Genomic DNA, 20,420 nt, shown 5'->3' with positions numbered 1-20,420 from the left:
TCAAAAAAGACGGATCCAATGGACCCGCCTTGAAAGGTGTGTGCCCCCGGGGGGCAAGGCGCACTCAAACCGAGCGCATCTCGTGGTGCCTATCAGGCCGGCAACCTGTCGATCGGCTCAGCCGACGATCTCGTTGCCCGAGAAGAACTGGCCGATCTCGATCTTGGCATTGTCGAGCGAGTCCGAGCCATGCACCGAGTTCTCGCCGACGGAGAGCGCGAAGAGCTTGCGGACGGTGCCTTCGGCGGCATTGGCCGGGTTGGTGGCGCCCATCACTTCGCGATGCTTGGCAACGGCATTCTCGCCTTCCAGCACCTGCACGACGACGGGAGCCGAGATCATGAACTCGACGAGTTCACCGAAGAAGGGACGCTCCTTGTGCACGCCGTAGAAGGTCTCCGCCTGCCCGCGGGTCATGCGGACGCGCTTCTGGGCGACGATACGCAGGCCAGCCTTCTCGAACACGGCATTGATGGCGCCGGTGAGGTTGCGGTTGGTCGCGTCGGGCTTGATGATCGAAAAGGTGCGCTCGAGAGCCATGGTCGTCCTGGTTTCTTTGGGTTGAGGTGAGCGGCTTATAGCCATGCCCCTGCCAGGCTTCAACCCCCACCGCGAAGCGCATTCGCGGAGAACGCTTGTTTACTCCGGTTCCCGGCAGTGGCCGCGCCGTCGCCCTTCCTGCCGGCGCCGTCAAATCGGTGGGCGCCATGGCAGCACCAACCTCTGATGCTCTCACACAAAAAAGCGGCGACCGGATGAACCGATCGCCGCTTGAAACCCCCCTATCCGGGCGTGCCTCAGGCCTGCTCGGGCTCCAGCAGCACCTTCCAGATCAGACCGCCCACGATGGCGCCGACCAGAGGCGCAACCCAGAACAGCCAGAGCTGGTTCACCGCACCGGTCTGCGCGAAGAAGGCGACAGCCGTCGAACGGGCCGGATTGACCGAGGTGTTGGTGACCGGGATCGAGATCAGATGGATCAGCGTCAGGCCAAGGCCGATGGCAATCGGCGCAAAGCCGGCCGGCGCCACCTTCGAGGTCGAGCCCAGGATGATGACGAGGAAGGCTGCCGTCAGTACGATCTCGGCGATCAGGCAGGCGATCATGTTGTATTTGCCGGGCGAGAGGTCGCCATAGCCGTTGGACGCAAAGCCGCCGACCTCGAAGCCGGGCTTGCCGGTGGCGATGGCATAGAGCACCGCCGCGCCGACGAGGCCGCCCACGACCTGTGCGATCCAGTAGGGAATGAGCTCAGCCCAGCTGAACCGGCCACCGACGGCCAAGCCCAGCGAGACGGCTGGATTGAAGTGGCCGCCGGAGATACCGCCGACCGCGAAAGCCATGGTCAGGACGGTCAGGCCGAAGGCCAGGGCGACGCCCGCGAAACCGATGCCCAGTTCCGGGAAAGCCGCCGAAAGCACGGCGGCACCGCAACCGCCGAAAACCAACCAGAACGTTCCGAAGAACTCTGCCGCGAGTTTTTTAATCATGTCTCATCCATTTGGGCTTGTCTAACGAGAGGTTGCTTGGTTCACGCCGTGAATGACTCATCTTCATGGACCAATTTTTTCTGTCGCCCGGCATATAAAACTGACGTTGGGGAATGCGCTAATATTCTACCTCCCCACTCGCCACAGACAGATGAAGTATCATGATTCTGGCGCAACACCATGAATCAAATGCTGGATTCGTGAGTGCAATCCCAGCAATTGGTTAAAAATTGCGGTGGCGGACTGCCAGATTCAGCAAGACCAAGTCCCTACCTCACGAAGCGGAAGGTCGGGAAAGTTCTCCTTGCGGACTACTAAAAAGCGAAGGCCCCCTCTCCCATGCCCTGTGGCTTCCGCGCCGCGTCCTCACGCCGGCGGCAGAAAGGCCGGATTGAAAACGACCTCCCAAAGATGCTCGTCCGGATCCTGGAAATAGCCTGCATATCCGCCCCAGAAGGTCTTCTGGGCTGGCTTGACCAGGCGTGCTCCTGCTGCGATCGCCCGCTGCATCACGGTATCGACCTCGGCCTCGCTGCCGACATTGTGACCGAGGGTGAATTCGGTCGGACTGCGCGCCGACTGCGCGATCCCGGCATCGTGGGCGATGTTGGCGCGCGGAAATAAGGCGAGCTTCAGGCCGTTCTGCAGATCGAAGAAAGCCACCGAGCCATGCTTGAATTCGCGACCGATGATGCCTTCGGTCGGCAGGCCGAGGCCGTCACGATAGAAATGCAAGGCGGCTTCCAGATCGTCCACGCCGATGCTCAGGACGCTTACATACGGTTTCATGATGAAAACTCCTCCTCCGTACATGGCTTGCGGGGAATCCGCGATATTCGCTTATGCCAACCGTCTGAAACGCCCGACTCGATCGTCATTGCGAGCAGAGCGAAGCAATCCAGGGTCGGAAAACGGCGCACTCATGGCTCCTGGATTGCTTCGCTGCGCTCGCAATGACGGAGAAGAATAAGCCGCAAATCAAATTCCGACCGTCATACTGTGCCATCATCCCGATGCCTGCCTTGAAGATTTCGGCCAAATACGCATGCAGCTCGAGGATAGGGCCATTGCATGATTGCCCTGCCGCCCGGCTCATGCCAAAAGCCCGGCCATGTTGCATGTGAACGGCCTTACTTATCGCCTGGGATCGCGCGTCCTGTTCGACAACGCCACCGTGGCGCTGCCACCGGATGCGCGCGTCGGCTTCCTCGGACGCAACGGCACCGGCAAGACCACCCTGTTCCGGATGATCATGGGCGAGGTTTCGCCCGATCTCGGCAGCGTCTCGGTGCCGCGCGGCATGCGCATCGGCCGTGTCGCCCAGGAAGCGCCGGGCGGGCCGGAAACCCTGATCGAGGTGGTGCTGGCGGCCGACGAGGAACGCACGGCCCTGCTGGCCGAGGCGGAGACCGCCAGCGATCCCCATCGCATCGCCGAGATCCAGACCCGCCTCGCCGACAAGAATTCCCATGCTGCGCCGGCGCGGGCCGCCACCATCCTGGCAGGCCTGGGCTTCGACCATGCCGCGCAAAGCCGCGCCTGCTCGGAATTCTCCGGCGGCTGGCGCATGCGCGTGGCGCTGGCCGCCCTGCTCTTCACCGAGCCGGACCTGTTGCTTCTGGACGAACCGACCAACTATCTCGACCTCGAAGGCACGCTCTGGCTGCAGGATTATCTCGCCTCCTACCCGCACACCGTGGTGGTGATCAGCCATGACCGCGATCTCCTCAACGCCTCGGTCGACTACATCCTGCACCTGACCGAGGGCCGGCTCGAACTCTATCGCGGCGGCTATGACGGCTTCGAAAAGCAGCGTCGGGAAAAGCAGGCGCTCAGCCTGAAGCTGAGGAAGAAGCAGGAAGACCAGCGCCGCCACATCCAGTCCTTCATCGACCGTTTCAAGGCCAAGGCCACCAAGGCGGCCCAGGCCCAGTCGCGCATGAAGATGCTGGCACGCATGGAGCCGGTGGCGGCGATCGTCGACGAGGAAGTCAGGCCGTTCGACTTTCCGCCGCCCGCCAAGGAATTGTCGCCGCCGATCATCGCTCTGGAAGGCGCCAGTGTCGGCTATGGCGAGCGCACCGTGCTGTCGCGGCTCGACCTGTCCGTCGACAGCGAGGACCGCATCGGCCTGCTCGGGTCCAACGGCAACGGCAAGTCGACCTTCGCCAAGCTGCTGGCCGGGCGCCTCGCGGCGATGGCGGGGCGCATGCGGCGCTCCTCGGCGCTGAAGGTTGCCTATTTCGCCCAGCACCAACTCGACGAACTCAATCCGCAGGCCTCGGCCCGCGACCATGTCGCCGAGATGATGGTCGGCGCCACCGAAGCGCAGATCCGCGCCCGCACCGCCCAGATCGGTTTCGGCGCCGACAAGGCCGATACGCCGGTCGCCAACATTTCCGGCGGCGAGAAGGCCCGCCTGCTGATGGGCCTGGCCACCTTTGGCGGCCCGCATCTGCTCATCCTGGACGAGCCGACCAACCATCTCGACATCGACAGCCGCCAGGCCCTGATCCAGGCGCTCAACGACTATCCCGGCGCGGTGATCCTGATCAGCCATGACCGCTATCTGCTCGAAGCCTGCGTCGACCGGCTCTGGCTGGTGGCGAACGGCACGGTCAAGGGCTTCGACGGCGACATGGAGGATTATCGTCGCCTGGTCCTTGCCAAGCCGGTCGTGGAGAAGAACGAGCGCAACGGCGAGCCGACGCAGCGCCAGGCCAATGCCGCCCGGCGGGCGCAAACCGCAGCCGACCGCGAAAAAGTCCGGCAGATCGAGGCGGCGATGGAGAAGCTGCAGGCCATCATCGTGGATCTCGACGAGAAGCTGTCGCGTCCCGGCCTGTTCGAGCGCTCGCCCGACAAGGCGGCCGAAATGGCTAGGGCACGCGCGACCGCCGAAGAGAGGCTGCTCCTGGCGGAGGAAGCCTGGCTCGAAGCCAGCGCCGCTCTGGAGGAAGCGTCTTCATAAGACCTAAGCTGGAGACAGATATGGATGATCGGCGCAGACTAGCGATCCTGGGCGGGCTGGCCCTTGCAGGCGGCGTGAGCCTGTCGGCGCAGGCGCAGGAACCCAACGCCGCCGAGCGCTTCGCGGCCCGGCTGAATGCCCACGACATTAACGGTTTTGCCGCCCTGTTCGCGCAGAGCTACATCAACAACCAGTCCAGCGCCGCCGCTCCGGCCCGCAAGGACCTCAGCGCCAAGCAGGCGACGGTGGCCTTCTTCCAGGCCCGCCTCACCGCCATGCCCGATCTGCAGGTGACGATCGAGACGCAGGTGAGCCAGGGCAACAAGATAGCGGCCAGCTTCGTCTACAGCGGTACGCACAAGGGCCTCTATTTCGGCATCGCCCCCACCGGCAAGCACCTGCGCTTCACCTCATGCGACATCTTCCGCGTCGAGGCCGGGCTGATCGCCGAACATTGGGGCATGGGCGACATCGCCGGCGTCATGGCGCAGTTGAAGGGGTAGGCTTACGATCGTAAGATCTGCTGCTGTTAAGGCTTCATATCAACCCGCATCGGAGTTGATTGGCCTGCAGGATTTAGCTCTCCGTCATTCCCGACTCCGCCGGAGGCGGCGGGAAGGGAATTCAGGGGCTGCGTGTCGTGCGTTTGTTCTGGATCCCCTCCCCTCGCTCTGCTCGGCCGGGGATGACAAATTCGGCATTCCGTTTAGAAACTGTTGCGCTCGTTATAGGTCCGCAGGAAGGACTGGATGCGCTTGTCGGCCGGGTTGTGGAAGATCGCCGACGGCGTATCGACCGCGACCAGTTCGCCCGCTTCCATGAAGGCCACCTGATCGCCGACATGGGCGGCAAAGCCCATTTCATGGGTGACGACCACCATGGTCATGCCCTCGGCGGCAAGCTGCTTCATCACATTCAGCACCTCGCCGACCAGTTCGGGATCGAGCGCCGAGGTCGGCTCGTCGAACAGCATGAGCTTGGGCTCCATGGCGATGGCACGGGCGATGGCGACGCGCTGCTGCTGCCCGCCCGAAAGCCGGCCGGGATGGCTCGCCATCTTGTCGGCAAGGCCGACCTTGCGCAACGCCTCCGCCGCACGTGCCTGGGCCTCGGCTTTGGAGAAACCGCGCACCTGGACAAGCCCTTCGGCGACGTTCTGCAGCGCCGTCATATGCGGCCAGAGATTGAACTGCTGGAAGACCATGCCGATGCGCCGGCGCATCTCGCGCAATTTGCCCGAACCCATGCGCTTGCCGCCCGGGGTCTCGTAGCCGATCAGCCGGCCATCGATGCGAATCTCGCCGGCATCATACTCTTCCAGAAAGTTGATGCAGCGCAGCAGGGTCGACTTGCCCGATCCGGACGGCCCGATCAGGCAGGTGACCTTGCCGGGAGGTATCGAGGCCGAGATCTGCTTCAAGGCCTGGAACGGCCCGTAGAACTTGTCGACCTTGCGGATCTCGACGGAGGAAGCCTGTTCCATCTCAGCGTCTTTCGATCATGTAGTGGGTCACGCGGCCTTCCAGCCAGCGGCCGAGCCGGGAGACCAGTTCCACCAGGCCCCAGAAGAACAAGGCCAACGCCAAGGTGGCCTCGAAATAGCGGAAGGTCTCGGTGATCATCCGGTCCACCTGGTAGCGCAACTCCGGCACCGTGATGGTGGAGAGCACCACCGTTTCCTTGGTCAGGATGATGGCGAAATTGACCAGCGCCGGCAGGGACGAAACCAGGGCGAGCGGCAAGAGAATGCGCCTGACGATGGCGAACTCGCTCATGCCGATGGTGCGCGCCGCCTCGATCTGCCCCACCGGGACTGCATTGAAGCCCGAGCGGAAGATCTCGGCGAAATAGGGGCTGCCATAGATCGACAGCCCGATCAGGCCCGCCGGCAGGGCATCCAGCCGCAAGCCGAAGGCGGGACCGCCATAATAGAGCACGTAGAGCTGGACCAGGAAGGGCGTGCCGCGAATGGCCTCGACATAACCGACCAGCAGCCAGCGCAACGGCGCCGGCCCATAGCGCTGGGCCAGGGCGATGACGAGGCCCAGGACCACCGAACAGGCGGTGCCGACCAGCCAGCACAGCACCGTCATGCCGAAACCGCGCAGCAGTGCCGGTCCGTAGTGAACGATCAGCTCCATTACGCCGCCGTCCTTCGTTCCAGGTACCGGCCGAGCGCGGCCAGGCACAGATTGATCACGAGATAGAGGCATCCCGCCGCGACATAGGCTTCGAGCGGGCGATAGCTTGCACCGGCCTCCGCCTGGCTGGCACGCGTGATCTCCCAGATGCCGACCAGGGAGACCAGCGAGGAGGCCTTCACGAGCAGGATGAGCTCGTTGACCAGCGCCGGCAGCGACAGCCGGACCGCCTGCGGCAGGATGATCCGTGTCCAGATCGAACGCGGCAGCATGCCGATGGCGACGGCCGCCTCGGCCTGCCCGCGCGGCAGCGCGTTGATGGCCCCACGCCAGATTTCGGCGACATAGGCGCTGGAGCACAAGCCGACGGCCAACACGGCCGCCACCATCGGCGGCACGTTGATGCCGGCAACCGGCAGGAGGTAGAACATCAAGAGCAGCTGTACCATCAGCGGCACGCCGCGAAAGAAGCTGATCCAGACCGCAGCAACCCGCCGCAATACAGGCGAGAGCGACAGGGCGCCGGCACAGATCAATGCGCCGACGAGAAGCCCGATCGCGATGCCCAACAGCGAGACGATCAGGGTACTGGGTACTCCCAGCGCCAGCGCATGGAAGCTTTTGACGAAGGCATTCAGCGAAAACATGCGAACGGGACCAGCGACCGAAGCGCGGCGTCACCAGGATGCCGTGCGTTCCCAAAGCAAGGTGTGATCCTCGCGAATCGCACCTTGCTCCGGCTCTTCATTGCGACGTGCCTTTCCGATCCGACGAGTTCCGTCAAACCGGAAAACACCTCAGGTCACTTGGCCGGCACTTCCAGCGGCAGCTCGGTATATTTGCCGAGCCACTTTTCCTGGATCGCCTTGACGCGGCCATCCTTGGTCATCTTGACGATGGCATCCTTGATGGCGCCAGCAAAGCTGGCGCTGTCGTCGCCCTTGCGGAGCACCCAGGCAAAATAGGTCGGCTTGCCGAAGGTCGACACTTCAGGCAGGGCGAACACATCGCCGCGCTGCTTGACGAGATAGGCAAGATTGGGCGCCGAGCCCGCCACGGCATCGAGGCGGCCGGCGGCCAGATCGGCATAGGCCTCATCGGTCGTGCCATATTCCTTGATGGTCACATTGCCGACCTTGGTGCCGAATTCCTGCAACTGTTTGAACTGCGCCGTGCCCTGCTGCACGCCGACGGTCTTGCCGGCGATGTCTTCGGGCTTATTGATATCCTTGTTGGCGGCGGCCTTGACGATGCCGACGGTCGCATCGGCGATCGGCAGGGTGAAGGTATAGCGCTCGAGCCGTTCGGGCGTGATCGTCACCGGCGCGATGACGATGTCGAATTTCGACACTTCGAGGCCGGGAAGCTGGGAGGTCCAGGGCAGGTCCTGATAGACGGGTTCGACGCCGATCTCCTTGGCGACATTGTCGAACAGGTCCTTGGTCATGCCCTGATAGGTGCCGTCGACGACCATGTCGAACGGCGCATAGTGCATGTCCGTTGCCGTCACGATCTTACCGGCGCTCTTGACGCTGGCCAGCTGATCGGCCGACGCCGCCAGTCCCGAGCCGCCGACAAGGGCAAGCCCGAGCAGCGCACCGCGCAATAAGGTTCCGATTTTCATTATGTTCTCCACCTGGATAGGCTTTGGATTGAACCCGCTTTTTTTGGCATCGTCGAGAGCGGATTTCGCAATCGCCCCGCAACAGTTTCTAAGCGGCGACGGCCCCGCATCGATCATGGGGAGGTATCACCATCAAGACGTTGGAGCGCAAGGCAAGCTTCGGCAAAACCACATGCTTGCCCCCCCTTCGTTGCAGCACGCCTTTACGATTTGAGATCTCCATCAACTCGCGGAACATTCAGGCGAGCAGCATGCGCGCTATGATGTTGCGCTGTATCTCCGAGGAGCCCTCGTAAATGCGCATGATGCGGACATCGCGCGCCATCCGTTCCAGGGGCAATTCCTGGGAATAGCCATAGCCGCCATGGATCTGCAGGGCGCGGTCGATGATCGCCCCGGCCTTTTCCGAGGCAAACAGCTTGGCCATGGAGGCTTCCTTCGAAAAGCGCTCGCCCTTCTCGCGCAGGGAGGCGGCTCTCAGCCCCATCAGGCGCGCCGCATCGAGTTCGGTCGCCATGTCGGCGAGCATCCATTGCAGTCCCTGGAATTCGCCGATGGGGTGGCCGCCGACCCGTCGGGTCCTGGCCCATTCCACCGCCATGGCCAGGGCCTCACCGGCCATTCCAGTACACATGGCAGCGACTTCGGTGCGACCATTGTCGAGCGTTTTCAATGCGGTCCTGAAGCCGCTTCCCTCCGGCCCGAGCATCTCCTGCTCGCCGACGCGGCAGTCGAACTCGACCTCGAACACATGCCCGCCGCGCAGGCCCATCGTCTTTTCGGGGGAACCGATTCTCACACCCCCTTTTGCGGGCTCGACCACGAAGGCGCTGATGCCGCGTGCGTCCGCCGCCGCATCGGTCTTGGCGAAGACGACGATGAAATCGGCATGCGCTGCGTTGGAGATGAAATGCTTGACGCCGCGCAGGTGATACGATGCGCCGTCCCGTATGGCTCGGGTCGTCATGTCGGCCGGATTGGAACCGGCCCCCGGTTCAGTCAGGCCGAAAGCGCCCAATGTCCTGCCGGCCGCCGCATCCGGCAGATAGCGGCCGCGCTGCGCATCGTCGCCGCCGATGAGGATTGCATCGGTCGCCAGGAAATGCGCGGTCATCATCGAGACGGTGGAGCCGCAACCGGCCGCCAAGGCCTCGACGGCGAGATAGAGCGCCACCGGCGACAGGCCGGGGCCGCCCCATGCCTCCGGCAGGTTCATGCCCATCGCGCCCAGTTCGGCCAGAGCCGGTATGTGCCGTGACGCGAAGGTCCCGTTCGCATCGATCTCGCGGGCGTTCGGCTTGAGGACGTCCTCGGCGAAGCGGCGGATCTGTTCGACCACCGCGAGGGTGTCGGCATCCGGTTCGAAATTCATTGCTGTTCCTCCTGCGCGGCAAGGCGGGCGAGAATGTCGTGCGTGTGCTCGCCGAGCCGCGGGGCTCGCACGGGCCGGCCACGCCGGGAGCCCGAAAAATGGGCGGGCTGCTCCGGCAGGGGAACCGTGCTCCCTTGCCGGAAAAGGCCACGTTCGCGCGCCAGCTCGGAATCGATCGCCTGTGCCACGGTGCTGATCGGCGCCACAGGTATGCCAGCTGCCGCCAGGACCCTCACGACCTCACCGGTCGGCCTTACGCCTGTCCATCGCTCCACACAGACGCGCAAGGATGGTTCATTGTCCGAGCGCAGAGAATCGCTGCGATAACGCGGATCGCTCGCCAGTTCGGGCTGCCCGATGGTCGCGGCAAAATCGGCAAATAATTTCTCGTTGAGGACCGCAATCACCGCGTGGCCGTCCATGGTCCGATAGGCCCCGAATGGCGCCGAGAGTGGGTGACGGTTGCCGGCACGCATCGGCACGGCCCCCGTCGCCAGATAGCGGCACGCTCCGGTCGGCAGCAGCGACAGCAGGGCATCGAACATGGCGAGATCGATATGGCAGCCGCGCCCGGTGCGCTCGCGCTGCCACAACGCGGCGGTAACGGCCCAGGCGCCATACAGCCCAGCGCCGATGTCGCCGATCGCCTCCCCGACCAGGGTCGGCGGCCCGTCCGGCATGCCCGTCATCGCCATCAGCCCGCTCTCAGCCTGCACGATGATGTCATAGGCTGGCCGATCACGCCCGACGCCGTTCTGTCCGAAACCGGAAATGCTGAGATAGACGAGATCGGGATTCTCGCCGACGAGATCGGCATAGGCGATGCCGAGCCGGGACGTGACGCCCGGCCGGAAATTCTCGACCACGACGTCCGCCTGGGCGGCCAACCGCCGCGCCGTGATACGGTCGGCCTCGGCCTTGAGGTCGAGCACGATGCTGCGCTTACCGCGATTGGCAAACTCGAACATGGCGCTGTCATCCCCGACGAACGGGCCGACATGGCGATAGTCGTCGCCGGCGCTTCCCTCCACCTTGATGATATCGGCGCCGGCGTCGGCGAGAAGGGCGGTGGCGAAGGGGCCCGCAAGCACGCGCGAGAAGTCCAGGACGACGAGGCCCTCGAGCGGCAGGTCAAATCCAGTCATGGCTGCTCCTTGATGCCTGCGCAGGATTTGACAGCCCATGAATAAAGGCAAATATTCTTATTGCATTAAGAGAATAAGTTTTTCCTATTCATGGTCACCGTCCGCCAACTGAGCTATTTCGTGGCTGCCGCCGAGCATGAGGGCACGGCGCAGGCGGCACGCGCCCTTCATGTCTCCCAGCCGGCGATTTCCGTGGCGATCCGTCAATTGGAGGAAAGGGTCGGTCAACCCCTGTTCGTGCGCCGCCACGCTCAGGGCCTCGTCCTCACCCAGGCCGGACGCGACAAGCTTGCCGAAGCCCGTTCCATTCTCTCGCAGATAAATGCCTGGGCCGCCTCCCCCGGCGTTTCGTCCGGGCGTCAGACCTTCGTCGACGTCGGCTGCCTGACCACGCTGGGCCCGCTGCACATGCCGCCGATCATCAGCGCCTTTCGCCACTCCCACCCACATGTCGAAGTGCGGATGCGAGAGGGCGACATCGAGGAATTGCACCGGCTGGTCGACAATGGCCTGATCGAGGTCGCTCTGCTCTACGATCTCGACCTCGGCCGAACCGGCGCGGCCGAGACGGTCGCGGAATTCCAGCCCTACGTGCTCGTTCCGGCCGGTCACCCGCTTGCCGACAAGCGTCGCGTCCGGCTGCAGGACGTCGCCGCGTGGCCCCTGATCCTCATCAACCTGCCGCACAGCCGCGACTATTTCCTGGCGCTGTTCCGCCAGGCGGGTGTGACACCTACCCTGGGCATGGAAGCACGCACGATCGACATGGTACGCGGCCTCGTCGCCAACGGTCTCGGCATCGCGCTGCTGACCACACGTTCCCGGTCCGGTGTCAGCGAGGATGGCCTGCCGCTGGCCATCGTGGAACTCGAGGATGCGCTCCCCCCGCAGAAGGCAGCGATCATCACACCGCGCCAATTTCCGATCACCTGGATGGCAAGCGCGTTCATCGACCATGTCCGCGCGCATTTCGGGCAGAGCCAGGAAACTTCGTCGGCCGAGGGACAGCAGTGCGCCTAGATCGATTGCCGATCCGGTCGGACCTGGCCTAAGCCTTCTTCTCCCAGCGTCCCTCGTCGCTCTGCTGCCAATAGGTCGCAGCAAAGCCAAGTTCCTTGGCCTGCTTCCACTGATCCCGCGCCCCTTGCACCGCATCGGCGTCATTGCCGTCGAACATCAGCACGATGCGCTCATAGCTCGGGGCATCCGCCGGCAAGGGCGCGCCATCGACGAGGAAGCGGATCGCAGCGCCGTTGGGATTGCCCTCATGCGTCACCAGCACGATCGGCTGGGCGGGACCATCGTCGCTCTCCAGCCCATGCGGCAGAAAGGCTTCGTCATTATAGGTCCAAAGCACGTCGTCGAGTGCACGCAGCCGCTCCTGCGGCCCCTGCACCGCGCAGCGCCAACCCCGCTGCAGGGATTTTTCCAGAAGGCCCGGTAGAACCCGTTCGAGCGGGGCCCGCTGCAGATGATAGAAGAGCAATTCCGTCATCGCCTCGCCTTTCTCAATAGTGGCTCTCCCGGGAGCGTGTCCTCACCATGGCAGGCGCGTTCCGCACGGAATGCCACCATTCTTTCAGAACCGGTACGCGAGCGATCAACTCGCTTCCGGCCTAGACACTGTCGGCAACGGCCAGGACCGGCGCGAGGTAGCACCAAGCCAGGTTGGGAGAAAGTCCCACGCCCCCCTCACCCACCAATTCTTGCAAGGCACGCAATGCCGTCTCGGCTTCCGCCAGCATCTCTCGAGTGGGCATCGTGCCATCACGCCACCACAGCGGCACGTAAATTCCCCAGACAAGCGGTCGATAGGCGTAATGATCGACAACGCGCATGATCTGACGCATGCGTGCCGCGGTGCGTGCATCCGCAGGCACCAACGAAGAATCGGGAAGCAGTGCCTCTATATAATGGGCAATGGCGTCGGTCTCATAGACGACCGTGCCATCGATCTCGATGCTCGGGATACGCCGGAACGGATGGCGCCGTTCATAATCATCCGGTATACCCCTGTCGTCAAAAATGTCAGCCATGACAAAGTCATGACCGACATTCTTCAAATCGAGAACCAGCCGGATGATCCGCGTATAGACGCTGTCAGGCGTGCCGAACAGCGTGATCCTCACCCCTCGTAATGCTCCGCCACCAGCCGGTCGAGCAGGCGCACGCCCCAGCCCGAACCCCAGCTGCGGTTGACGTCGCTGGCGGGCGAACCCATGGCGGTGCCAGCGATATCGAGATGGGCCCAGGGCGTCTCGTTGACGAAACGCTGCAGGAACTGGGCGGCGGTGATCGAGCCGCCATTGCGGCCGCCGGTGTTCTTCATGTCAGCGAATTTGGAATCGATCAGCTTGTCGTATTCCGGGCCGAGCGGCATGCGCCAGACCCGCTCGCCCGTCGTCTGCCCGGCCACGAAGAGGCGCCCGGCCAATTCGTCATTGTTGGAGAAGAGGCCGGCATATTCCTGGCCGAGCGCCACCATGATGGCCCCGGTGAGGGTGGCGAGATCGATCATGAATTGCGGCTTGTACTTGTCCTGGATGTACCAGAGCACATCCGCCAGCACGAGCCGGCCCTCGGCATCGGTGTTGATGATCTCGATGGTCTGGCCCGACATCGAGGTGACGATGTCGCCCGGGCGCTGGGCATTGCCGTCCGGCATGTTCTCGACCACGCCGATGGCTCCGATCACATTGGCCTTGGCCTTGCGGGCGGCAAGCGCATGCATCAGCCCGACCACGCAGGCCGCACCGCCCATGTCGCCCTTCATGTCCTCCATGCCGGAAGCCGGCTTGATGGAAATGCCGCCGGTGTCGAAGGTTACGCCCTTACCGATGAAGGCAACCGGCTTGGCCTCGCGATTCTTGGCGCCGTTCCAGCGCATCACCACCAGCCGGCTGTCGTGCTCGGAGCCCTGACCGACGCCGAGCAGCGCCCCCATGCCGAGCTTCTTCATCGCCTTGACGTCGAGGATCTCGATTTCGACGCCGAGTTCCTCCAGTTCGGCCGCCCGCTTGGCGAAGGCTTCGGGGTAGAGCACGTTCGGGGGCTCGTTGACCAGGTCGCGCGCGAGCCTGACGCCGTCGGCGATCGCCTCGCGCGACTTGCCGGCCTTCTTGGCTGCGCCATCGACGCTGCTGGCGATCGTCAGTTCCAGCACCTTGTTCGCCGCATCGTCCTGCTTGCGCGTCTTGTAGCGTTCGAACTTGTAGGCCCTCAGCCGGGCGCCGAGGGTGAAGTCAGCCACCTGATCGGCGGTGATGGCGGCATCCGGCAGGTCCAGCACCACAGTCGCCGACTTTGCCGAAGCCGGCAGCTTGCCGACCACATTGCCTCCGGCCTTGACCCAATCGGTGCGGGCGCTGTCCTCGGCCTTGCCGAGCGAAACCACGATCACACGATCCACCGTCAGGCCCAAGGGCGCAAGAATGTCGAGGGAGGTCAGCGCCTTCCCCTTGAAATTATCGGCGGAAGCCGCACGTTTGACCAGACTGCCGATACCCGGTAGAGCAGCTTCCGTTTCAGGCGATACCGCCAAATCGATATTTGTGAATATGACGGCAATGCCGTCGGCAATTTTCTCGACTTTTGAAAAAGACAGTTTCAATTCGGAAACCATAATTGATGCCCATTCCAAGCGAAGTTTCTCAATTATCGCCCATTCGTGGACACTATCGAGAAACTTTGCAAGCGGTTGATATTCTGCCGATTCCTTCTCCCCGCGCCAATGGCTCGGGGAGAAGGAATCGGCTTGGAAGCTGCCGCGCGGTTGACGGCTTGTTGGGACTTTTGCATGTCAATCCGTAACCATGTCTACAACAATTCGCTTGCAGCCTCGGTCCTGCCATACAAACGTCTCGCCTCCTGCCTAGCACGAGGCTACAAGCAACGGGTAGGAGACCCGAAAAGGCAATGAACCTCGTCAGCCGATATATTGCCAGACAGTTTGGCTTTGCCTTTCTGGTCTGCCTCGTCGTGCTGACGCTCCTTGCCTGGATGGTCGGAGCCCTGCGCGAATTCAACGTCATGACGGCACAAGGCCAGTCCGTGCTGGTCTTCCTGGCCATCAGCTCGCTCGCTTTGCCGGCGCTGGTAGTCGTGGTCGCACCGCTGGCGGTCTTCCTGGCGGCCGTGTGGCTGCTGCAGCGGCTCAATGCCGGCTCTGAACTCGTCGTCCTCAACGCTGCGGGCTATTCCCCCTCCCGGCTGATCACGCCCTTTGCCGGCATTACCGGTCTCGTCGCTGCGGGAATTGCCGCCGTCACCCTCTATATCCAGCCCGCCAGCCAGCATGAGCTGACCGCCTGGCGCGTCGCGGCAGCGGCCGACGTAGTGCAGCACTTCCTCAAGGAAGGCCAGTTCACTGCCCTGCGCGGCTTCACCTTCCATATCCGTGAGCGCCAGCCCGACGGGACGCTGCTCGGCATTTTCGTGCAGGATGCCCGCGACAAGGGCAAGACCAAGACCTACATCGCCGGAACCGGCAAGATCGTCGATACGGCGACGGGGCTGGTGCTGGTTCTCAACAACGGCTCGCTGCAGCAGCAGGAAGGCGGCGCTTCCTCCGACGCCTCCATCGTCACCTTCGAGCAGTATCAGTTCGACCTCTCGCAGCTCGCCCGCGACGACAACGACACCATCAACTACAAGCCGCGTGACCGCTACACCAGCGAACTGTGGAATACCCAGCCATCCGAGATGAAGGGACAGGCCGAACGCGGCCGCATTCGCGGCGAACTGGTGGACCGGTTTACCGCTCCCCTCTATCCGATTGCCTTCATGCTGGTCGCCCTTGCCTTCCTGGGCCAGGCGCGCACCACCCGCCAGGGGCGAGCCAGCGCGATCGGCTTTGCCATTCTGAGCGTGCTGGTGGTGCGCATTCTCGGCTTCATTGCCACGCAGAGCCTGAGCGTGCATTCGGCCGGCGGCGTCTATATCGCATTCGGCGTGCCGATCCTGACCTCGCTGATCTGCCTTGCCGTGATCACCGGCCATCTGCGCCTGTCGCTGCCGCGCGGAGTGACGAACTGGTACAATGAGCTGACTTCGCGCCTCGCCAACCGGACGGCGCGCGCATGATCATGACCTCCACCCTCGGCCGCTACCTCAGCAAGCGCTTTCTGATCGCCATTTTCGGCGTGCTTGCCTTCCTGTTCGTCATGATCTTCCTGCTGGATTTTGCCGAGACCAGTCGGCGCGCCAGCGACCTGCCCCGCGTGTCCGTGGGCTCGATCGCGGCCCTGTCCCTGCTGCGAACACCGTCCATCATCGAGCAGACCCTGCCCTTCGTCTTCCTGTTCGGGGCCATCATCTGTTTCGTCAATCTCAGCCTGCGGCTCGAGCTGGTGGTGATGCGTGCCGCCGGCCTGTCGGTCTGGCAATTCCTGGCCCCACCGATCATCTGCGCCATCCTCCTCGGCATCCTTGCGGCAATTGCCTTCAACCCGCTGTCGGCGGCGCTGAAAACCAGAAGCGATCTTCTCGACACCCGCGTCTTCGGCGCCCGCCAGATCCGCGACGACGACAAGAGCCGCTGGATCCGCGACGGCCAGGCCGTCATCCATACTTCGGCGGAGAACAGCGACGACGGCACGCTGACGGGCGTTACCATCTATGCCCTCGATGCCGACGGTCGCTTTGTCAGGCGGCTGGAAGCCGATACCGCAAAACTTGACAAGGGCGCCTGGCATCTATCCAACGTCCAGGAATTCATTCCCAACCAACCGGTCAAAACGTCGGAAAGCATTGATTTTCCTAGTAATTTGACCAAGTCCCAGGTTGACCAGAAATTTGCGGTGTCTGCGGACAGCGTGTCTTTCTGGAGACTCCCGTCATCAATCGCACAACAGGGCGCCGCGGGACTTGATGCAAATGACTACCGGTTGCAATATCAGACGCTTCTAGCTCGTCCCCTGCTGCTCGTAGCGATGGTGCTGATCGCCGCGACGGTATCGCTGCGGTTTGCGCGTCTTGGCGGTATTGGTGTGATGATCTTGAGTGGAATCGGGGCGGGTTTCTTGCTGTATGTCGTAACCAAAATGGCCAAGGATCTGGGCATTGCGGGGCTGGTTGCGCCGGCCGTCGCCGCTTGGACTCCGGCTGCCGTTGCGGCCCTGATCGGATTTACCGTGTTGCTTAACCAGGAGGATGGCTGATGCGCGTATCAGCTCGCCACTTCCTTACGACCATGCTGTGCACCACCGTCGCGGTTGCAGCGCTGTCGTTTGCGTTGTTGCCGTCGAAAGCCCATGCCCAGGAGAACCTGCTCGGGCCCTTGGGTGCGCGTTCCGATGGTGCCGGAGGTCAGGGCAGCTCCAACATGGTCCTCAAGGCCAGGGAGATGCAGTATGACCAGGACAACGAGGTCGTAACCGCCATCGGCACGGTGCAGATCTATTACAACGGCCGCGCCCTGCAGGCCGACCGCGTGGTCTATGACCGCAAGGCCAAGCGCGTGCGGGCCAATGGCAATGTCGTCATCACCGAAGCCGACGGCACCAAGACCTATGCCGACAATTTCGACCTGACCGACGATTTCAGGGACGGTTTCGTCAATTCGCTGAAGATGGTGACGGCGGACGAACTCTATATCGCCTCCAACCGGGCCGAGCGCACCGGCGGCAATGTCACCGTGTTCCAGAACGGTGTCTATTCGGCCTGCTCGCCCTGTGCCGACAATCCGCAGAAGCCGCCTTTGTGGCAGATCAAGGCCGTCAAGGTCATCCACAACCAGCAGGAGAAGATGATCTATTTCGAAGATGCTCGCTTCGAGTTCTTCGGACTGCCGATCGCCTACCTGCCCTATATGTCGACCCCCGACCCGTCCGTCACCCGCAAGAGCGGCTTCATCACGCCGCGCTATTTCCACTCCTCGCGGATCGGCTACGGCCTCGAACTGCCCTATTTCATCGACCTCGCACCCAATTACGATCTGACCCTGACGCCCGGCTATGCCAGCAGCCAGGGTCCGACGGGCCAGATCGAATGGCGCCATCGTACGCTCAACGGCGCCTATTCGGTGATGGCGTCGGGCGCCTTCATCAGCGACCCGGACAAGTTCGCCAATGAGGATATCGGCAGGCCGAACTGGCGTGGCTCGATTTCGTCCAAGGGTGAATTCTGGCTGAACGACAAATGGCGTTTCGGCTGGGACGGCTCGCTGCTGAGCGACAAATATTACTGGCGCGACTACCGCCTCGACAATCTGCGGGGCAAGACGGAGGCAACCTCCACCGTCTATCTGACCGGCGTCGGCACCAAATCCTGGTTCGATCTGCGCGCCTATTATTTCCAGGGCCTGACCACGGCCGACGTGCAGAAGCAGCTGCCCGTCGTCGCACCTGTGCTCGACTATGACTACATCGTCGACCGCCCGGTCTTCGGCGGCGAACTCGGCTGGAACCTCAATCTGACCAGCCTGACCCGCCAGCAGGCCGCCTTCGACAACATCCTGGGCTACAACTGCGACAATCTCACGCCGAAGACGCGGACGAACTGCCTGCAGCGCGGCATCGATGGCACCTATACGCGCGCCTCGATCAATGCCTATTGGAAGAAGACCTTCACCGATACCTATGGGCAGCAGTGGACCCCCTTCGCCTATGTTCGCGGCGATCTTGGCTTCACCCAGCTCGACGGCAATCCGGCCGACCAGTTCGTCAGCAACAAGAAGAACGACACTGCGGCGCGCCTGGTGCCGGCCATCGGCCTCGATTATCGCTACCCCTTCATCTCGCAATCCGATTGGGGCACGCAGATCATCGAACCGATCGCGCAGGTCATCCTGCGCCCCAAGGCGATGCAGAGCGGCGTCTTCCCGAACGAAGACGCCCAGAGCCTGATCTTCGACGACACCAACCTGTTCGATTGGGATAAGTATTCCGGCTATGATCGGGCCGAGGATGGCTCTCGCGTCAATGCCGGCCTGCAATATTCGCTGACCACCAATGGCGGCGGCTACTACAACGCCATGTTCGGCCAGTCCTACTCCTTCGGCGGCACCAATTCCTTCACCAGGGGCGACATGGCCAATACGGGCCTGCAATCGGGCCTGGATCGCAACATTTCCGACTATGTCGCGCGTGTTTATCTGCAGCCGGTAAACAATTTCGCGATCCTGTCGGGTGCCCGCTTCGACCAGAAAAACTGGGACATGCGACAGTTCGAGGTCGGCGCCCTCGGCACGATCGGGCGCCTGAAGGCCGACATCATCTATGCACGCTACGATGCCCAGCCCCTGCTGGGGCTCGACGATCGCGAAGGCATCAACGGCAAGGCCGCCTTCAAGCTGAGCGAGAACTGGATTGCCAGTGCCGGCGCTCTCTACGACATGAGGACCAAGAAATTCTCGTCGAGCTATGCCGGATTGACCTATGTCGACGCCTGCATTGCACTCGGCATGAGCGTCTCGCGCTCCTATGACACCACGTCGTTGAAATACGACACCACGGTGCAGTTCCAGCTGCAGCTGCGCGGCCTGGGTGTCAGCGGCAGTCCGAAGGAATTCACCGACAAGATCTGGAACAACGACTTCGACAATCTCAATGTCACCAAGCCGAGCAGCTATACCGACCGCTACGGCAATCTGAAGACCTTCTGAGACGAAGCGAGCCGGCCTGCCCCGCCCGGGGCTGGCCCGCTCATGCAAGCGAGCTCATCTGACCTGATCATGCCGACCGAACAGTCCTCGCTGCCAATTGCCTTGACCATGGGGGAACCGGCAGGCATCGGCCCGGAGCTGATCGTGACGGCAGCCTCAGCCCGCCGCGAAGCCGCGCCTTTCTTCGTCTATGGCGATCCCGGCCTGTTATCGGACCGTGCTCGGCGCATCGGTCTCGATCTGACCATCGTCGAGACCGACGAAGCCGGCGCATTCGCAGCCTTCGCACGTGGCCTTCCTGTGGTTCCCTTGGCCAATCCCGCCCCTGACCAGCCCGGCAGGCCCGATGTCACCGGTGCCGCCGCGGTCATCGAGTCGATCGAACGCGCCGTGCTGTCTGTTCGCCGCGGGCAGGCCCGGGCCGTGGTCACACCTCCGATCATGAAGGAGGTGCTCTATCGCGCCGGCTTCAGCCATCCCGGCCATACCGAATTCCTGGGTGAATTGGCGCACCGCCATTGGGGCCACGACGGCAAGCCGGTGATGATGATCTGGTCCGAAACGGTGGCCGTGGTGCCGGTGACCATTCACATTCCCTTGGCCGAGGTGCCCGCAGCCCTCAGCGAGGAGCTGATCTTTGAGACCGGGCTGATCGTTGCCCAGGATCTCAAGGCTCGTTTCGCCATCATGGCTCCGCGGCTCGCGGTCGCCGGTCTCAACCCGCATGCCGGCGAGAATGGCACGCTGGGCCGGGAGGACAATGCCGTCGTCGCGCCCGCAATCGCCCGGCTGAGAGCGGCCGGCATCGACGCTCGCGGTCCCCTGCCCGCCGACACCATGTTCCATGCTCGCGCGCGCCAGGGCTTTGACGTCGCCTTGTGCATGTATCACGATCAGGCCCTGGCGCCGGCGAAGGCGCTCGCCTTCGACGAGGCCGTCAACGTCACCTTGGGCCTGCCCTTCATACGCACCTCGCCCGACCATGGCACGGCCTTCGACCTTGCCGGTACCGGCAAGGCCAACCCTTCCAGCTTCCTTGCCAGCCTGGCGCTGGCCGACAGGATGTCCCGCTGAC

At 63.1% G+C, this 20,420-nt stretch carries 19 protein-coding genes; 7 read left to right on the top strand and 12 right to left on the bottom strand.

Annotated elements, in window-relative coordinates:
- Window positions 1-117 precede the first annotated feature (117 nt).
- From ndk to ACIGJE_RS13035, 3 genes are all read right to left on the bottom strand, one after another.
- Window positions 118-540 carry a nucleoside-diphosphate kinase gene (gene ndk, locus ACIGJE_RS13045; protein ID WP_483677625.1) on the bottom strand — a complete coding sequence of 141 codons (423 nt, stop codon included), beginning with the start codon at window positions 538-540 and terminating at the stop codon, window positions 118-120.
- Between the two features lie 257 nt (window positions 541-797).
- The gene (gene aqpZ / locus ACIGJE_RS13040) at window positions 798-1,490 is read right to left on the bottom strand and encodes an aquaporin Z (protein ID WP_415083709.1); all 693 of its coding nucleotides are present in this window, start codon (window positions 1,488-1,490) and stop codon (window positions 798-800) included.
- A 366-nt stretch (window positions 1,491-1,856) separates the two neighbouring features.
- On the bottom strand, window positions 1,857-2,279 hold the full coding sequence (locus ACIGJE_RS13035) for a VOC family protein (RefSeq protein ID WP_311933151.1): 423 nt from the start codon (window positions 2,277-2,279) through the stop codon (window positions 1,857-1,859).
- Window positions 2,280-2,601: 322 nt separating this feature from the next.
- On the opposite strand from ACIGJE_RS13035, the gene ACIGJE_RS13030 reads away from it, so the two are divergent.
- Window positions 2,602-4,461, top strand: a complete 1,860-nt coding sequence (locus ACIGJE_RS13030) for an ABC-F family ATP-binding cassette domain-containing protein (RefSeq protein ID WP_415083712.1) — start codon at window positions 2,602-2,604, stop codon at window positions 4,459-4,461.
- A gap of 20 nt (window positions 4,462-4,481) precedes the next feature.
- A complete protein-coding gene (locus tag ACIGJE_RS13025; RefSeq protein WP_415083714.1) occupies window positions 4,482-4,964 on the top strand; it encodes an ester cyclase in 483 nt (160 codons plus the stop codon).
- Window positions 4,965-5,167: 203 nt separating this feature from the next.
- On the opposite strand, the gene ACIGJE_RS13020 is transcribed toward ACIGJE_RS13025, so the two are convergent.
- The 6 genes from ACIGJE_RS13020 to ACIGJE_RS12995 form a co-directional block, all read right to left on the bottom strand.
- Complete coding sequence (locus tag ACIGJE_RS13020) at window positions 5,168-5,944, bottom strand: amino acid ABC transporter ATP-binding protein (RefSeq protein WP_415083716.1); 777 nt, start codon at window positions 5,942-5,944, stop codon at window positions 5,168-5,170.
- Between the two features lies 1 nt (window position 5,945).
- Entirely contained in the window at window positions 5,946-6,602 is a 657-nt protein-coding gene (locus ACIGJE_RS13015; RefSeq protein WP_311933157.1) for an amino acid ABC transporter permease, read from the bottom strand.
- Window positions 6,602-7,249, bottom strand: coding sequence for an amino acid ABC transporter permease (locus tag ACIGJE_RS13010; RefSeq protein ID WP_367625649.1), 648 nt, complete (start codon window positions 7,247-7,249; stop codon window positions 6,602-6,604). Before ACIGJE_RS13010 ends, ACIGJE_RS13015 begins: the two co-directional genes overlap by 1 nt.
- 155 nt (window positions 7,250-7,404) lie before the next feature.
- A complete protein-coding gene (locus tag ACIGJE_RS13005) occupies window positions 7,405-8,226 on the bottom strand; it encodes a transporter substrate-binding domain-containing protein (RefSeq protein WP_311933159.1) in 822 nt (273 codons plus the stop codon).
- Between the two features lie 238 nt (window positions 8,227-8,464).
- Complete coding sequence (locus ACIGJE_RS13000) at window positions 8,465-9,598, bottom strand: acyl-CoA dehydrogenase family protein (protein WP_415083719.1); 1,134 nt, start codon at window positions 9,596-9,598, stop codon at window positions 8,465-8,467.
- Complete coding sequence (locus tag ACIGJE_RS12995; protein WP_415083721.1) at window positions 9,595-10,743, bottom strand: CaiB/BaiF CoA transferase family protein; 1,149 nt, start codon at window positions 10,741-10,743, stop codon at window positions 9,595-9,597. Before ACIGJE_RS12995 ends, ACIGJE_RS13000 begins: the two co-directional genes overlap by 4 nt.
- Window positions 10,744-10,833: 90 nt before the next feature.
- On the opposite strand from ACIGJE_RS12995, the gene ACIGJE_RS12990 reads away from it, so the two are divergent.
- Complete coding sequence (locus tag ACIGJE_RS12990; RefSeq protein ID WP_415083723.1) at window positions 10,834-11,763, top strand: LysR family transcriptional regulator; 930 nt, start codon at window positions 10,834-10,836, stop codon at window positions 11,761-11,763.
- 28 nt (window positions 11,764-11,791) lie between these two features.
- On the opposite strand, the gene ACIGJE_RS12985 is transcribed toward ACIGJE_RS12990, so the two are convergent.
- The 3 genes from ACIGJE_RS12985 to ACIGJE_RS12975 form a co-directional block, all read right to left on the bottom strand.
- Entirely contained in the window at window positions 11,792-12,238 is a 447-nt protein-coding gene (locus tag ACIGJE_RS12985) for a DNA polymerase III subunit chi (RefSeq protein WP_367625645.1), read from the bottom strand.
- A 121-nt stretch (window positions 12,239-12,359) separates the two neighbouring features.
- Window positions 12,360-12,872 carry a glutathione S-transferase family protein gene (locus ACIGJE_RS12980; protein ID WP_483677620.1) on the bottom strand — a complete coding sequence of 171 codons (513 nt, stop codon included), beginning with the start codon at window positions 12,870-12,872 and terminating at the stop codon, window positions 12,360-12,362.
- The gene (locus tag ACIGJE_RS12975; RefSeq protein ID WP_415083726.1) at window positions 12,869-14,365 is read right to left on the bottom strand and encodes a leucyl aminopeptidase; all 1,497 of its coding nucleotides are present in this window, start codon (window positions 14,363-14,365) and stop codon (window positions 12,869-12,871) included. Before ACIGJE_RS12975 ends, ACIGJE_RS12980 begins: the two co-directional genes overlap by 4 nt.
- A gap of 293 nt (window positions 14,366-14,658) precedes the next feature.
- Between ACIGJE_RS12975 and lptF the strand changes: the two genes are divergently transcribed.
- From lptF to pdxA, 4 genes are all read left to right on the top strand, one after another.
- On the top strand, window positions 14,659-15,825 hold the full coding sequence (gene lptF, locus ACIGJE_RS12970) for an LPS export ABC transporter permease LptF (protein ID WP_311933166.1): 1,167 nt from the start codon (window positions 14,659-14,661) through the stop codon (window positions 15,823-15,825).
- The gene (gene lptG, locus ACIGJE_RS12965; RefSeq protein ID WP_311933167.1) at window positions 15,822-16,901 is read left to right on the top strand and encodes an LPS export ABC transporter permease LptG; all 1,080 of its coding nucleotides are present in this window, start codon (window positions 15,822-15,824) and stop codon (window positions 16,899-16,901) included. Before lptF ends, lptG begins: the two co-directional genes overlap by 4 nt.
- The gene (locus ACIGJE_RS12960; RefSeq protein WP_367625641.1) at window positions 16,901-19,345 is read left to right on the top strand and encodes an LPS-assembly protein LptD; all 2,445 of its coding nucleotides are present in this window, start codon (window positions 16,901-16,903) and stop codon (window positions 19,343-19,345) included. Before lptG ends, ACIGJE_RS12960 begins: the two co-directional genes overlap by 1 nt.
- A 69-nt stretch (window positions 19,346-19,414) precedes the next feature.
- Window positions 19,415-20,419, top strand: a complete 1,005-nt coding sequence (gene pdxA, locus ACIGJE_RS12955; RefSeq protein WP_483677618.1) for a 4-hydroxythreonine-4-phosphate dehydrogenase PdxA — start codon at window positions 19,415-19,417, stop codon at window positions 20,417-20,419.
- Window position 20,420 lies beyond the last annotated feature (1 nt).

The sequence above is a fragment of the Labrys sp. E2SS-1L genome, from assembly GCF_057073705.1.
The sequence above is the reverse complement of the archived record's forward strand: the minus strand, read 5'-3'. Positions and strand labels throughout refer to the sequence as shown.